The sequence below is a fragment of the Allobosea sp. 05T422_2 genome, assembly GCF_056396265.1.
The window spans coordinates 1-14,744 of record NZ_JBFTLD010000163.1; the positions used below are offsets into that span (position 1 = coordinate 1).

General features: G+C 63.8%; 13 protein-coding genes and 1 pseudogene. 9 read left to right on the forward strand and 5 right to left on the reverse strand.

The genetic code is table 11. From position 1 onward, the window contains the following. Positions 1-199: pseudogene (locus AC1DJT_RS23725) on the reverse strand (N5-glutamine methyltransferase family protein); the annotation flags it as partial. Positions 200-388: 189 nt separating this feature from the next. On the opposite strand from AC1DJT_RS23725, the gene AC1DJT_RS23730 reads away from it, so the two are divergent. From AC1DJT_RS23730 to AC1DJT_RS23770, 9 genes are all read left to right on the forward strand, one after another. Continuing rightward, positions 389-1,711 carry a lipopolysaccharide biosynthesis protein gene (locus tag AC1DJT_RS23730; RefSeq protein WP_476834989.1) on the forward strand — a complete coding sequence of 441 codons (1,323 nt, stop codon included), beginning with the start codon at positions 389-391 and terminating at the stop codon, positions 1,709-1,711. Next, the gene (locus AC1DJT_RS23735) at positions 1,701-2,858 is read left to right on the forward strand and encodes a GNAT family N-acetyltransferase (RefSeq protein ID WP_476834990.1); all 1,158 of its coding nucleotides are present in this window, start codon (positions 1,701-1,703) and stop codon (positions 2,856-2,858) included. The genes AC1DJT_RS23730 and AC1DJT_RS23735 overlap by 11 nt, the downstream gene beginning before the upstream one ends. 34 nt (positions 2,859-2,892) lie before the next feature. Further along, entirely contained in the window at positions 2,893-3,903 is a 1,011-nt protein-coding gene (locus AC1DJT_RS23740; protein WP_476834991.1) for a glycosyltransferase family 2 protein, read from the forward strand. 42 nt (positions 3,904-3,945) lie between these two features. Beyond that, positions 3,946-4,629, forward strand: a complete 684-nt coding sequence (locus AC1DJT_RS23745) for a class I SAM-dependent methyltransferase (protein WP_441507054.1) — start codon at positions 3,946-3,948, stop codon at positions 4,627-4,629. Positions 4,630-4,676: 47 nt separating this feature from the next. After that, positions 4,677-6,875, forward strand: coding sequence for a glycoside hydrolase (locus tag AC1DJT_RS23750; RefSeq protein WP_476834992.1), 2,199 nt, complete (start codon positions 4,677-4,679; stop codon positions 6,873-6,875). Positions 6,876-7,221: 346 nt separating this feature from the next. Continuing rightward, positions 7,222-7,950: an IclR family transcriptional regulator gene (locus AC1DJT_RS23755; protein WP_441490903.1), complete on the forward strand. Its 729-nt coding sequence runs from the start codon at positions 7,222-7,224 to the stop codon at positions 7,948-7,950. Positions 7,951-8,285: 335 nt separating this feature from the next. Beyond that, positions 8,286-9,515 (forward strand): hypothetical protein, encoded by a 1,230-nt coding sequence (locus AC1DJT_RS23760; protein ID WP_476834993.1) that lies wholly within the window; start codon positions 8,286-8,288, stop codon positions 9,513-9,515. Beyond that, a complete protein-coding gene (locus AC1DJT_RS23765) occupies positions 9,512-10,099 on the forward strand; it encodes a protein-S-isoprenylcysteine O-methyltransferase (RefSeq protein WP_476770486.1) in 588 nt (195 codons plus the stop codon). The genes AC1DJT_RS23760 and AC1DJT_RS23765 overlap by 4 nt, the downstream gene beginning before the upstream one ends. Before the next feature lie 871 nt (positions 10,100-10,970). After that, positions 10,971-11,681 (forward strand): hypothetical protein, encoded by a 711-nt coding sequence (locus tag AC1DJT_RS23770; protein WP_476834994.1) that lies wholly within the window; start codon positions 10,971-10,973, stop codon positions 11,679-11,681. Between the two features lie 83 nt (positions 11,682-11,764). Here AC1DJT_RS23770 and AC1DJT_RS23775 read toward each other — a convergent pair whose 3' ends face one another. The 4 genes from AC1DJT_RS23775 to AC1DJT_RS23790 all read right to left on the reverse strand — a co-directional run bounded on the left by AC1DJT_RS23775 (position 11,765) and on the right by AC1DJT_RS23790 (position 14,464). Continuing rightward, positions 11,765-12,229 (reverse strand): L,D-transpeptidase, encoded by a 465-nt coding sequence (locus tag AC1DJT_RS23775; RefSeq protein WP_441491071.1) that lies wholly within the window; start codon positions 12,227-12,229, stop codon positions 11,765-11,767. Between the two features lie 472 nt (positions 12,230-12,701). Then, positions 12,702-13,202: a hypothetical protein gene (locus AC1DJT_RS23780; RefSeq protein WP_441490907.1), complete on the reverse strand. Its 501-nt coding sequence runs from the start codon at positions 13,200-13,202 to the stop codon at positions 12,702-12,704. Positions 13,203-13,413: 211 nt separating this feature from the next. After that, positions 13,414-13,911 carry a hypothetical protein gene (locus AC1DJT_RS23785; RefSeq protein ID WP_476770484.1) on the reverse strand — a complete coding sequence of 166 codons (498 nt, stop codon included), beginning with the start codon at positions 13,909-13,911 and terminating at the stop codon, positions 13,414-13,416. Between the two features lie 55 nt (positions 13,912-13,966). After that, positions 13,967-14,464 (reverse strand): hypothetical protein, encoded by a 498-nt coding sequence (locus AC1DJT_RS23790; RefSeq protein WP_476834995.1) that lies wholly within the window; start codon positions 14,462-14,464, stop codon positions 13,967-13,969. Positions 14,465-14,744 lie beyond the last annotated feature (280 nt).

Here is a 14,744-nt window from a genome sequence, read left to right on the forward strand (position 1 = left end):
CCACAGCACCACAGCACATGTCGACCACGATCGGCTCGGCAGCGGCCCGTTCGCGAAGGATCGCGACTGCTCTCTGGCCGAGGAGTTCGGTTTCCTGGCGCGGCACGAGAACGTCAGGCGCCAGCTCCAGGCTCACCCCCATGAAGCGATGCAGGCCGGGCCGGGGCTTGCCGTCGAAATCCAACACTGTGCGCGGCATGAACGCCCCTTCCCTTGCTGAGCGCCTTATTCATCCGCGAAAAACTATGGCGGTCAGGTAAACGGAGGCTGAAATGAAGTGAACGGAGGGTGTTAACCGCACAATCATTTCTGCGTGTTACTGGCCGTATTGTCGATGGTGGACGCCACCGAGTGCCGCTATCTCGGTTGTTGTCAAAGGCAGGACCGGATGGCTTCGGATAACGCGAAAGGATCGAGTCATCGCAGAGCGTTTCTGCCTATGCTCGTGTCCTATGCCGCGTCAGGCGGCAGCCTCGTCATCAGTTCCGCCGCACAGCTTCTGACCTTCGCCATCCTGGCCCGTTGGCTCGGCGTCCACGAGTTCAGCCTCTTCGTCGCCATCACCGCGATTTCGAACATCGCGGTCCATATGTGCGGGCTCGGCGCCATGGAGTGCCTGGTTCGCCGCGTGGCGCGCGACCGGGCGATCTATCCGGACATGCTTGGCCACAACATCATCCTGACGGCCGCCAGCGGTGTGTTCCTGGTCCTGCTCGGGGCGGTGGCTCTGCCCTTTTTCTTCACGCTCTCCAGCGATCCGGCGACGAATGTCGCAGTGATCACCMTGATGCTMGTCACGAATATCATGCTGGTCCGCATCATCGTGCTGGCTGAGCAGATCTTCATCGCCCATTCCGATTTCGGCTCGGCCAACACGGTGGTGGTCAGCTTCGCCATCGCGCGGACGATCGCCGCCTGCCTTGCCTGCATCGTCTTCGGTGTTTCGACGCTCGCGACCTGGGTGCTGTGGCAGTTTGCCTGCCATGTACTGGTTGCGCTTGCGTGCTGGCGCGCCCTTCGCGGGCTGGGCCAGCCGAAATACCGGATCGTGCGCGAAGAGCTGCCGCTCGGGCTCTATTTCAGCATTCCCTTCATCCTGCGGGCGATCCGGCAGAACGCCGACCTGCTCGTGCTCAGCCTCGTCGCGACAGCCGAAATCGTGGCGAGCTACAGCGTGGCGCGACGGATGCTGGAAAGCAGCTATCTCTCGGTCGAGGCGCTCAATCGCCTGGTCTACCCGGGTTCGGCCAAGGCGACGGCGGCTGGCCTGCAGCACGCCCTGCCCCGCGTCAGGAAGGTTTTCATTGCAGCCACGGCGATCAGCATCGCGGCGGCGATCGCCGTCTTCGTGCTGGCGCCGGTCCTGCCCTATCTGTTCGGCAAGGACTATGTCTCGCTCGTCTCCTTCGTCAGGGCTCTCTGCTGGGTGGTGATACCGCTGGCGATGTGGTCCGTGGCGGTTGAGGCGCTCGGAGCGTCGGGCCACCAGCCGACCCGCGCCGCGGTCATGGGACTTGGCAGCGTCATCGGCGCCGCGGTTGCCGCCTGCGCGACCTGGTATGCCCCGCCCACCGGGACTTTCGTTTCATTCTACGTGATCGAGATCGCCATGGTGGCTGCGGCCTGGGGGGCACTCCTGCATGTCGTGAACAGGGACAGGGAGGAGGCGCGCAAGCAAGGTCTCTCTGCGGGGATCGCGCATGGACGCTGACCTGCAACAGAATCTGCAGTCATCCCTCCCGACCAATGGCGAGGAGAGCCCTCCGCGCGGCTGTGGCGTCCGCCCGATGACGAAGCGCGATATCCCAATCATCGCAAGACTGTTCAGCAAGACCTTCCGTAGCCACAAGAGCGAGGTCGCGCCGGATCTGGAAGGATATCTTGAGACGGTCTTCTTCGGCAGCCCGCATTACCGGCCGGAGCATGGCAGCATCGTCTATGACAGTGCTGCCGGCAACGTTGCCAGCGCGATCCTTGCCCTTCCCATGGAATTCACCGTCCATGGTCGCCCGATCATCGCCAAGGTTCTCTGCGCCTTCATGGCGGATGGGAAGGAGRGCGCGGCAGGAGCGGCGCGCCTTGCCCGGCAGATGCGCGCGGCCCGGCAGGATCTCTGCTTCTCCGACAACGCCTCGCCGGTCAGCGCCGATCACTGGGTTGCCGGAGGCGGTGTGGTTCTGCCGGTACAGAGCCTCGAATGGCAGCGCACGTTCCGGCCGCTTGCTGCCGGGGCCATCGCGTGGAGCCGCTACGTGCCGCTGTCGCGGTCCCCTGGCGTCCTGCGCCTTCTCGGCCTGTTCGATGGCCTGCTGCGCCGTCGAAGGCGCTCGCTGGTCCCGGCCGCGGCGGCGGGCTGCCGGACGATCAGTGCCAGTCCGGAGGAGTTCTTCCGCTGCGCCGGCCCGATGATGGAACGCTTTCCAATCCGGCCGGTCTGGTCAAAGCCCGAGTTCGACTGGCTCGTCGGCGTCGCCGCGCTGAATCAGGGCCTCGGCTCCCTGCAGTACAGGACCGTGATCGCCGAGGACGGCCGCGTGATCGGCGCCTTCCTCTTCTTCGGCAAGACGGGTCGGGAAGCCAACGTCCTGAACCTCCTATGCGCGGCGGGCCACGAGTTTGACGTCACCGGCCAGATGTTTGCGCATCTGGACGCAGAGGGCTATGCCCAGGCGAACGGGATGGCGCAGCCATTCCTGATGAACGCAATATCGCGGCAGCGCTGGCTGTCTTTCAAGCACCGCGGCTATTTCTGCCTTGTCACGCGCCATGCCGAGATCAAGGACGCCACGCTCCGCAACGAGATCTATTTCGGCGGCCTTGCATCGGAAAGCTGGAGCAGGCTGCTCACGGATTTCTGACGTCGTGGCGCTCGTATCGACACTGGAGGCCCGATTGGCCGTTTCGATCATCATCAAGACCCTGAACGAAGAGAAGCGCATCGCCGCGACGATCGAGAGCGCGCTGGCGGCGCTTGGCGACCTGCAGGGCGAGGTGGTCATCGCGGATAGCGGCTCGTCCGACCGCACCGTCGAGATCGCGTCAGGCTACCCGGTCGTGATCGCCCAGATCGTTGCGCCGGCGCGGCCGAGTTGCGGGATCGGGCCCCAGCTCGGCTTCCAGCATTCCCGCCACGAGTACATCTGCCTGATCGACGGAGACATGCTGGTCGATGCCAGCTTTCTCGATGCTGCCATCCGTTTTCTCGTCGAGAACCCTGCCGTGGCCGGCGTGACCGGACATGTCGAGGAGATGCTGGTCTCCAATCTCGAATACGCGAGACGCGTGCAGCGCAATGGACCCGAGAACAGAACCGGCCCGATCGACCGGATGAATGGTGGCGGGCTCTACCGGCGCAGCGCGATCGAGCAGGCCGGCTATCTCTCGGACCGCAATCTGCATGGCCATGAGGAGATCGATCTCGGCATCCGCCTGCGGAGCCGCGGATGGAAACTGCATCGGCTCGACCGCCGCTTCGTCCAGCATTTCGGCCATACGCTCAATTCCTACAGGCTCCTGACGAGGCGCTGGAAGAACAAGTATCTGCATGGTGCCGGCGAATTGCTGCGCGCGTCGCTCGGCAAACCCTATTTCTTCCAGCTCCTGCGCGAACTCCCCGAGCTCAAGCTATGGAGCGCGGTCTATCTCTGGTGGGGGCTCTCCATCGCGATCCTGCTGTTCCTGCCCGACAAGGCGTTGGCTCTCGGGCTGGTCCTCGCGGTCTTTGCCGGCATCGTCGCGTTGATGAGCCTTCGCAAGGGTGGGCTCGGGATGGGGCTCTACACCGTTGTCGCCTGGTTCTTCCACGCCGCAGCGCTGCCTGTGGGCTTCCTGCGGCGGCGGCGGCCCCCTGCCGCGCCGATCGAGAGCCGCATCATCCATGAACCGGCGAGAACGGCCGCCTGACGGGCGCAGCCGAGCCACGAACACCTCAGGAAAGCTCCCTTCATGACCGACGACACTGTGGAGAAGACCGTTTCGCTCTGGGACCGGATCGTGCATTCCTCGTCGGAATATTTCCGGAGGAGGCGCGGCGGCTTGTTTCGGGAGACCATCCCCGAATTCACCTCGCTCAAGGTCTGCGACGTCGGCGGCTCCAGGCACTTCTGGGAAAAGCTCGACCCGGCCGACGTTCCCAAGGACCTGACGCTGGTCAACATCCGCGACGACGGCCAGGCGCGCTCGTTCACCGGCTCGTTCGGCGATGTGAAGGTCATCGTCTATGACGGAGACCGCCTTCCCTTCGAGGACAAGTCGTTCGACGTGGCGGTGTGCAACTCGGTGATCGAGCACGTGCCGCCGGCCAAACGAGCCAATCTCGTGCGCGAGATCAACCGCGTCTCGAACTACTACTTCATCCAGACGCCGGCCTTCGTCTTCCCAATCGAACCGCATTTCTTCTGCCCAGCCCTCCACTGGCTGCCGCGTCCGCTCGCCCGCCATGCCGTCAGGCTGTCGCCGTGGCGCTTCCTGTCCAAACCCTCCGAGGAGCACATCCGGGAGTATTTCGAGGAGATTCAGATCCTGACCTTGAAGGAGTTCCGCTCCTATGCGCCTGGGGCGAATCTGGTCCGGGAGAAGATCGCAGGCCTCACCAAATCCTACATCCTGCACGGCCCGTCGCGGCCCTGAAGGCGCAGCGGGATCGTCCAGGGTTCGCCGGATAGGGATTGGTCGGCATGAAGAGACTGCTTTCCTCATTGGCTGCGGTGCTGGCGCTTACCGCCAACGCGCCTTGCGCCATCGCCGCCGACCAATGGTTGCCCGTTCGCGAAGTGTCGCTGGAGATCCGCMCCGGCAGCCCGCTCGACTTCTCCGCGCTCCTGCCCAGCCGGGCGATCGGGCCAAAGGGCTCCATCGGCGCGGGCCAGCGGGTGGTGGCGCGGCAGGACGGCCGTCTCGCCCTCGCCCAGGCGCCCGAAGAACCGGAACGCCTGTTCTGCGCCTCTCTGGCATGGAGCCCTGCCTCGGGCGGCTTCCCTGATCGCGCCGGGGCCGACCGCTACGCAGAGCAGCTCGCGCGCCACGGCTACAACATCGCCCGGCTAACCTTCCTTGACGCATCGCTGATGTCTGGCCGCGGCAAGGATTTCGATTTCGACCCCGACACGCTCGACCGCATCCATTATCTGCTCGCCGCGCTGAAGCGGAACGGCATCTACTGGATCATTGACGGAATGACCTCGTGGCGCGGCGCCTATGGCGGCTATGACGACCGCTGGGATCCAGCCGGCAACCTCAAGCTCGCACTGCATCTCGACGACGCCGCCCTCGCCCATTGGAAGACCTTCACCGAAAAATTCCTCGCACGGGTCAATCCCCATACAGGCATCGCGCCGATCCATGACGATGCGCTGGCGCTGGTCATCCTGGTCAATGAGAACGGCATCGAGTTCGAGGGCGTCGTGCAGGACCGGCCCGGCAAGCCACCGTATGACGCGATGCTCGGGACGGCCTTCAATCGCTGGCTGGCGAAGCGCTATGCGTCGACGGCTGCTCTTTCGAAGGCCTGGGGCGGGCTCGGCTGGACCGAGCGACTGGAGAATGGCTCGATCGCACTGCCCGGCAACCGTTACGCCGATAGCGCGCGCATGCGCGACCTGCAGGCCTTCTTCATCGAGGTCGAGACCGAATCCGCCGCAAGGATGAGCCAGGCGCTACGCACACTTGGCTACAAGGGCCTGATCAGCACCTACAATAACTGGCCGACGATCCAGACCGCCCTCAGCAGGCGTGGCCTCGAAGCCGTGACGATGAATACCTATCACGACTGGATCGGGGGCTATGCGCCCGGCAGCAAGCTGCTCCAGCAGAGCTCGGTCGGCGACGGCGCCAATGCGATGCGTATGATCGCGGCGGCGCGCTGGCTCGGAAAACCGTTCATCGTCAGCGAATACGATCACCTGTTCTGGAATCGCTATCGCTACGAGGGCGGGCTCGTCTTTCCGGCCTATGCCGCACTGCAGGGCTGGGACGTGCTCTGCCGGCACGCCCACGGCCCGATCATTCTCGCCTATGGCGAGCCCTATCCGCACAAGCGGGCCATGCTGCCCTACGCGATCGCACTCGACCCCGTGGCCCGCGCCGGCGAGACCCTCTCCGCACTCCTGTTCAGGCGCGGCGATGTCTCCACCTCCCGGATCACGATCCCGTTCGCGGTTCGCGGCGAGGATGATCTCGGCCCGGACATGCAGGCCCGCGAGCCTGAGAAACTGACGGATCTGGCTCTGGTCGGGCGGATCGGATTGCAGGCCGCCGACCGCATCGGCGAACAGATCGCAGTCCTTCAGCCTCGGGACGCCAATCGCGCGGCTGCGATCATCGACAGGCTGAAGAAGAGCGGCGCGCTCCCGCAAGGAAATGCCACCGATATCGCGGCGGGGCTCTACCAGAGCGACACCGGCGAGATCGTCCTGAGCCGCCCAAGCCGGCAGCTGCGCGTTTCGACGCCCGCGACGGAGGCCCTCGCCTTCTCCGCGCAGAGCCTGCCGGCCAGGCTGGGAACGATGAGCGTCGACGCCGCGGAGGGTGACGGCCTCGTCGCCCTGGCCTCGCTCGACAGGCCGGCCTCCCTCGCCAAGGGCAGCCGCTTCCTGCTGATCTTCGCCACCGATGCCCGCAACACCGGCATGACCTTCCGCGACCGGCAGGAGAAGGTCATCGAGGATTTCGGGCGTCTTCCGGTCCTGATCCGCAAGGGGCAGGTCGATCTGCGGATCAACAGGACGGCGCCGCGATGGCAGCTCTCACCTGTCTCTCTCGACGGAACGGTGAAACCGCCGATCACCCGTGGCACAGGCCCGGTTTCCTTTCGCCTGTCGAACGATCTCCCGACCGGCCCGACGACTTATTTCCTGCTGGAGCTCATGGAAAGCTGACGGCGCTGCCGAGCCCGCTGGCCCTCGATGCCGGCCGCCTCTCTGGTTCGAGAGTGGCGCCCGGACCTGAAACCGCTCTTCGCCGGGCTCAACTTAGCTGGCCACGACATCCTGACGCACCGGCCGTACAAGCACCGTCTGGTCCTCGCAACGGGAGGCTCGCGCGGTCCGTCGCTGCCCTTGCTCTTCAGTGTTGTTTCGGGCAGGTTTCATGGTGTTGCAGACATGAATACTGGCTGAAATCGGCAGGAGAGCGTGAACGACACGCGCCCTGACGTCTGGAATGCCGTTCGGATCTGGGAGTCTGGTGCCCCGCCCTATGGACAGAACACTTCAAGACGGCCTGATGATTCTTGAAGCCTTGGCCAAGAGCGATCAGCCGAGGAGCGTTCGTGATCTGGCGGAGCAGACCGAACTGGGCGAAAGCCACGTTCAAAGCGCTTTGGCCGTCTTTGAGCATGCGGGCTATCTCGCCCGCGAGCCCGACACTGGGCGGTGTGGGCTATCACTGAAATTGTGGGGGCTGGGTGTCGGCCTGTTCGCCCGACTTGAGCTGAAGCGGGAAGCGCAGCGCCACCTCTCCGAACTCGCCCTGCGCACGCGCGAGACCGTGCACCTGTCGGTCCTCGCTGGGGCCGATGTGATCTATATCGATAAAATCGATAGCCCCGAGCCGCTTCATGCCAGCTCCGATGTCGGCGGCAAGGCTCCGGCCCACGCGGTTGCGATCGGAAAGGCGATTCTCGCGTTTCAACCCTCGCATGTCATCGAAGAGATTGGGCGAAATCTTCTCGCCTTCACGCCAAGGACCATCAATAGCCTTGAAGGGCTCGAGCACGAACTGTCAGCGGTCCGCTCGCAGGGCTATGCCGTCAACCTCGGCGAATGGCGCGGCGCCGTCTATGGATTGGCGGCCCCGATCAGGCGCGCCGACGGCGTGGTCGAGGCTGCGGTTGGCGTATCGGGGCCATCGACCCGGCTGACACCCGAGATGATCAAGCTCATGGCGGAGCAGGTCATGGAGGCCGCAGACGAGATATCGCGCGGGCTCGGCTATTCTGGGACCGGGMGGTAGCACCCTATACGGAGCGGACACTGTTCGAGCGAATCAGGCAGAAGGACCGCGACTGCCTCCCCGATCATGCCCGCCTCATGACGGCACGCCCTCGCCGAGCGCTTCATCCGCGGTCACTCATTCCATAGGCCAATACCCCCGGCGGAGAGCCTCTACGTCCTGGGAAATGGGAGCTTCTGCTCGTACGAAGGGGCCGATCGCCTTTCGCGAACACAAAGTGACGTCGTCTGCGTCGTCCACTTGCGCCCTCGGTTGAATCGCTGCTCGCTGGCGCAAGTGCCGGCGATCCACTAACAAACAGCGCAGGCCACGCATTKGGAGCAGGATAGCCGGCGATGGCGGATTCGAATGTTTTCAGGCGTCGCGTGTATCACATCGGCGGCTACGATCATGCGCAGCCCGCGGTCGTGCATGGTCGCTTTGTCAGGGAAACGCGACGTTTTGAGCGTGCGTGGGCGGCCGCCGTGGTTTCGTCGGAGCCTACCAACAGCGATGACGTCTCGACCTGGCAAGTGCTCACGACCGGCCCCAACTGGCGGGTCGAAACCGAGTATTGCGCAATCAGATGGGACGATGTGGTGGAGGCCACGAACAGGCGCCCGATATGGTGGCGCATTCCTCAGGGCCTCCTCGCCTTCGTCGATTTTATCGTGGCCGGGGCGCTCTGGGGCTATCTGCGCGCCAGTTGGCGCTACGCGATGTTCTTCCTCTATCCATTCTTGATTCTGGCGATCATTGCTGCGTTTTCGCTTGCTGGCGGGGTGGCCCTGGCGCGAGCCACCGACTCCAGCGCGATTGGAGCACTGGCAGCAATCGGCGCCTTCCTCCTCTTGTTTCTCGCCGCCGATCGTTGGGTTTATCTGGGGCTTCTCTTTGACGACTGGATCTTTGCCCGCCAGTACATCCGGCGGGGCGATGCGATCCTCGAAGGGCGCCTGCGACGCGTTGCTGCCGATATTGTCGAGGCCAGGCGCAGCGGCTCGGTGGACGAGATTCTCGTCGTCGGACATAGCCTTGGAGCCGTGCTTGCGATCGATCTCATCGACCACGCCATCGAGCTCGGGCTCGAGGAGCAGGACGACCGTCCTCGCCTCACGTTTCTGTCCGTAGGATCGTCGACCCTCAAGATCGGGCTTCATCGCGCCGCCCGTCGTTTCCGCGCCGCGGTCGAGCGCGTGAGCGCCTGCCGCGCCGTGTTCTGGGCCGACTACCAGGCGCGCTCGGACGTGATGAATTTCTACCGGGCCGATCCTCTGCCGCTGATGGGTCTGGCCGCCACGGGCTCACCGATCATTCGCAGCGTCAGCATCAGGCGCATGATTGATCCGGCCCGCTATCCCCGCATTCGCAAGAACTGGTACCGGATGCATTGCCAGTTCGTCAGGGGCAATGATCGGCGCGCGCCGTATGATTATTTCATGTTCGTCTGCGGGCCGCTCTTTGCAGAACAACAGGTCAATGCCAAGGAAGGTGCCATGCAAGCACTCGATGCCGACGGTCGATTTCTCGTTTCCCCCTCCCCGGCCCTGACGGGCGATCACAGCACCGAGGTCGCCAAGCGATGACCCTGAGCATCGCCAAAGCGATCTACGCCCTGCTTGCCGTTGGCTGGTACATCATCCGCATTCCACATGAGCGACGCGCCCGCCGGACCCCGGTTTCCCGGAGCGCCCGCGGGTTGCGGGAAATCATCCTGCTGAGCATTTCGTTCACGGGCCTTGGACTCTTGCCGTTCATCTATGTCGCGACCGGATTCCCGCGCGTTGCGAACTACCCGTTCGAGCCGGCTCTCGCCTGGCTCGGAGCCTTCGCCACGATCGCGGCGCTCATCCTGTTCCACCTCACGCACCGGGCTCTCGGCCGCAACTGGTCCGTGTCTCTGGATCTCCGCGAGAGCCATCGGCTCGTGACGGAGGGCGTGTACCGCTATGTCCGGCACCCCATGTATTCGGCGTTCTGGCTGTGGGCGATTGCCCAGGCTCTCCTGCTGCCCAACTTTATCGCCGGGCTGTCCGGCCTGGTCGGTTTTGGAACGTTGTACTTCTTCCGCGTCGGCCAGGAAGAGCGCCTGATGCTCGATGCGTTCGGTGCGGAATATGGCGACTACATGGCGCGGACCGGGCGCGTCATGCCAAGGTTCCACGCCTGAGGGCAAGGTCACAGTCTCGCGACCTACGCGCGCAGAGGGCTCCGTCGCTCTGGCTCCCAAGAGGGTGAAGCGGCGGAGAACGCCGGATCTGCCCAGGCATTCTGCCGAGTACTCCGCAAGGGAACCGCCTTTGCGATCGGCCCGGTCAACCGAGTGATGAAGGTCAGGTGACATACCGATGCGCTCGTCGCGCGTTGGTGGCGATATTGTCGCMACCAGTACGCTGTGCGGCGAAGGATCCATGTCTATTCTGGCGGCGGGCTAAGAGTTCTCTAGCTTCGACCTTGCATGACTCGACTTCGCCTGGACGAAGAATGAACTCCAGCGGTTAAGGGCGTTGCTCGGGAACAATGAGCGAAGCATCGAGGACGCTAGAGCACCTTCGGACGGTTCAGCCTCCGGAAACCACGAACGTCTTCGCTCCAGCAAAACCCGGCCTTAGCCGATTGAAAGTGCTGAGGATATTTGGAATACTCGACGTTGTGCCGCACTGCCGCGATCCGGGGCAAGGAAGTGGGTTTGGTGTTGCGCATCCGCACTAGTAGCCGAACTTGTTTCAGTCATAGTTGCAATGTTCTCAACGAGGGCGAATCAATGAAAAAGCTTATGATCTTGGCTGTATCCGTTGCGTTGGTGGGCGTTGGTGGCTGCACCACTTATGGTATTGGCAAGGGCAAGGGGAAGGCTCCCCCTCCAGTTGCTTCTCCGATCGTTACGAAGGGCTGACGCTCGATATTCTGAAAACGGCCGGAACAATCCGGCCGTTTTCTTCATTTGATTAGAAACTCTTCCGGGAGTTTGATGACACGGCTACTGCTGTTGTCGTGCCTATCGCCGAGGCTGTTCTTCTTCCGGAAACCGGAGCTCTGCGATGCGGAACAAATCAAACAATCTGGCGCGCGCCAGCATTCTCTTTGCTTGTGCTGCTGCCATTTCTTTGCCTCTCTGGCTGGCTCCTGCCAGTGCCCAGGAGGATCGCTACCTGCCTCCTCCCGAGGCCAGCGATGAGGCTATCGCGCCCGACCCACGGGCGACCGGCTCGGTCRGCAGGACGGCATCCCGGCACTCCCGACGGCAGGCTGACCAGCGAAGCGGTCAGTACTTCGTCGAGTTTCGGTCGCGCTATGCACTGAGCTACGGCCATACCTTTCTCGTCTATGGCCGGCTGAACGCACGGGGCGAAGTCGGCCAGGTTCGGGCAGATCAGGTTGCCGGCCTGCATCCGGCCGGCGAAGGCCCGCAGCTCTGGTCTGTCGGGCACGTCCTTCCCGTTCCAGCGGAGACAGGCCCCAGCGACGGCGACCTGGAGGATGAATACATCTCGGCGCGGTACCGGGTTCTGTTGACCGAAGCCCAGTATCAACGGGTAGCGGCCTATATCAGGCAGAAGCAGCGGAAGCCGACGGCTTGGCATGCCGTGCTCTATAACTGCAACAGATGGGTTGGCGAAGTTGCGCAGTACATGGGCCTGAAGGCCCCTGACAATACAATGCTCTACCCGGCTGAGTACATCGCCAGCCTGCGCGCGGTCAACGCCGGGCGCGCCAGAGACGACGCAATGCCGGCATCCCTTCAGCAGTAAGCCGCGAGGTCATCCCGCTGTTCATTCGCATATGCGCGACGAGCAGCGGGTGGCAACGCCGAAAAGCGCTGCGCGCGTGCCTGTCAGCGCAGGACGATAACCGGCGTACCGACGGCGACGCGGTCGAACAGATCGACGATGTCGTCATTGAACATGCGAAAGCAGCCATAGGACGCGAAGGTGCCTATGGAATCCGGCCTGTTAGTGCCGTGAATCGCGTACTGACCTCCGCCGGACAATGTGAGCGCGCGCGCTCCCATCGGATTTCGTGGGGAGCCTCCCGGGATGACGTCCGGCAGACTTGGGTTGTCCCGCTTGATCTCATCGGGAGGCGACCAGGCAGGCGCAACATGCTTACCCTCGACCTCGACCGCTCCGAGCCATTGCTTGGATGACTTCCCGACCGCTACCTTGTAGCGAATGGCGGTTCCGTCTCCCTGCACCAGGTAAAGCCGCCGTTCCTTTGTCTTGATGACGATGGCGCCTGGCGTCCCATCTCCCTTATATGTAACGGTTTCGCGAGCACTGACTGGGATTGCGACCATCATGGCCGCGAGTACGATGCATGTCCGGAGCACTGCCAAGCTTCCTGCACTCAGATCGTCTGCGTCGCGACGACTTCAACGATCGGTTCATACCAAGGTCTGGTTGATTATTAGTGCATGATTTGGGTTTACTCCAGAGGAAGTGTAACGCGCAGTTTTACGCACGCTCCCGGGAACCAATGAGGTCGGAGTGACGGGCTCTCACCCATGCGCGGCATGATGACAGTTAAGAGTGTCATGCCGGGGTGGACACGGTCGCATTCTACATTGTTTTCGATGCCAGGGCAGCGCCCCCGGCGGCGGAGCCAGGACGACGCCTTCCGCACCGTCGCAGCTTTGTGACTGCCCGCCAGCCAGTCACCGCACGCGGCGGCTCGGATACGGGGCCTCAGTGGTCTGCGCGGGGCACGAACTGCGCAGCAGGATATTCAGCGCGCCGGGACCGACTGCGAACAACGCCACGAGTGACTGCGGATCAGTTTGCCGGGTCGCGAGCCGCCATCGTTTGAACGCCCGCTGGCGGCACGGACGTGTGGGCGCCGGTAGCCGCGCCAACCCGCTGCTGCGTCGCTTTCGACACGAGCCGGGATCGGTTGAGGGCCGTGAAATCGCTGGCGCGATGGCTCTGGCTGGCGCGGCCCTCGAAGACCAGCACGTCCGCATGGGTCACGACGATATCGCCGCGCCGCAAGGTCGGGTCATCCAGATACCAGTATGGATCAACGGCCGGATCGAGTTTGACCACCGGCGCGGTCGGCTTGGACGCCACGAGTTTGCGCGGCTGCTGCCGCCGCTTGGGGTGGACGGTCACGCTCAGCGGCGCGGGTGGAACGAAATAGACTTGCGGGGGCGGCCGGGGTTGCCCGAACAGTGCGCGCGCCAGGTCATCCAGGAGACCGGCGGATTGGGCGGGCTGGGCCACAAGAAAGCTGGTCATGCCAATGATGAGCAGCCTACAGCTTCGCGCAAGTTTCATAGGCCCATCCTCGCGAACTGATCGCCTGGGCACGGTGCACCCCAAGCCTGCGACGACGGTTTCGACTCATTGCGCCGCGGGCCGGATTGCACCCAGGCCAACTCTCCCGCMCTTCGAAAGGGCTCATGGGCTGCGCCGCCGTGCAGCGCTCCCTGGAAACTCAGTCAATCTCCTATCTCATTCACGCATGCGCTTGCGTGATGCGTCTCACTCAAGCGGCGCTCAGCGCCTTTGCCACATCGGTCAGGGTGGCCTTCTCCGCCGCGCTGACCTGGGTTCCCCCAAACCCCATGAAGCCGCCTTCGCTCGAGGCCTCCGCCACCGTCTCTGCCACATGCGAGAGCCATGTCTTGAATGCAGGAGCTTCGGTCGGGGCCTTGGCGTCGACGATTTGCGCTACGCGCGTCAGCATTGCCAGAATGCTCTGCTTCGCATCTGCCGGGGTCTTTCCTGCCAGTTCGGCGCGAAGCGACTCGCGTGCCTCGCCGCGCCCTTCCGAGCTCTCCATGTCGGCAACAATGGCTTTCGCAAGCTCGCCCGCGTCCGCGTCGCTCCTGGCGCTCAGAAGCGCACGCCCGCTGGCCAGGCTCTCCTTGAACACGCCCCACAGCCCGTTAGGCTCGGCAAGCGTGACCGCCATGCCGGCCAATAGCGGGCTGCCCAGGATCAATTTCCATTCATCTGCTCCAAAGTTCGCCTTGATCGCCATCACGGCCTCCTGCGCTCGGCGCGCTATCGAAACATCACGAACGGCCTGCCTCGCGCTAGGCCCGCGCCAGCGCGTCGAGATTCGCCCGCACACCATCGATCGTCGGCTTGGCGATCTCGGCCACGCCGGGGATCGCCAGCACCTTGGTGAACAGGTCCTCCAGCGACGGCCTGACGGCGCCGATCAAGGCCGTCAGCGCGGAGCGGCTGCTGGCAGGCAGCTGACTGGCCACGCCGTTGACCTTGTCGAACTGGGCTGCCGCGCCCTGCAACCGTGGCAGCGCCGCCTTTGCTGAGGCCGCGTCCGTAACGCCCTTGAGCGTGCTTGCGAGCCCATCAATCGCCGTTTGAATCTCGGTCCCGACGTTTACGCCGCCGGCAGTCACGTTCTGCAGGGACTGCAGCGCTTGCGTTGCCACGGCGCCTGCCTGTCCAATAGCGGTTTGAGCCGGCAGCACCGGCTGAGTTGCCACAGGCCTGGGCTGTTCAACGACGACGGGCGCATGACGCCCGAAGAACCACCAGCCTACCGCAAGCACCGCAAGGATCGGCAAGGCCCATGTCAGCCACCCCGGCATTCCACCGGTTCTCGCCTGTGCCGCCGCACGATCGGCCATGGCGCCGGTCGTGGACGCTGTCGACCTTGCAGTGTCCGCGACAGTGCTCGCGCCACTGCCGACAGCGCCGAGAAGGCCAGCTTTGCCAAGCATGTCAGCAAAGCCCGCGGGCAAGGCAGCCGAGATGTTCGCCTTCTGTGACGTCAACATCTGGGCGAGGCCTGACGCATCCAATCCCGCCGCCGACTTCTGTTGCCCCAGTGCTCCCATCACGGCC

Excerpts from the sequence above, each read along its gene's own strand:
- AC1DJT_RS23745 (WP_441507054.1), top strand. The coding sequence starts at position 3,946 with ATGACCGACGACACTGTGGAGAAGACCGTTTCGCTCTGGGACCGGATC.
- AC1DJT_RS23760 (WP_476834993.1), top strand. The coding sequence starts at position 8,286 with ATGGCGGATTCGAATGTTTTCAGGCGTCGCGTGTATCACATCGGCGGC.
- AC1DJT_RS23765 (WP_476770486.1), top strand. The coding sequence starts at position 9,512 with ATGACCCTGAGCATCGCCAAAGCGATCTACGCCCTGCTTGCCGTTGGC.
- AC1DJT_RS23775 (WP_441491071.1), bottom strand. The coding sequence starts at position 12,229 with ATGATGGTCGCAATCCCAGTCAGTGCTCGCGAAACCGTTACATATAAG.
- AC1DJT_RS23780 (WP_441490907.1), bottom strand. The coding sequence starts at position 13,202 with ATGAAACTTGCGCGAAGCTGTAGGCTGCTCATCATTGGCATGACCAGC.
- AC1DJT_RS23785 (WP_476770484.1), bottom strand. The coding sequence starts at position 13,911 with ATGGCGATCAAGGCGAACTTTGGAGCAGATGAATGGAAATTGATCCTG.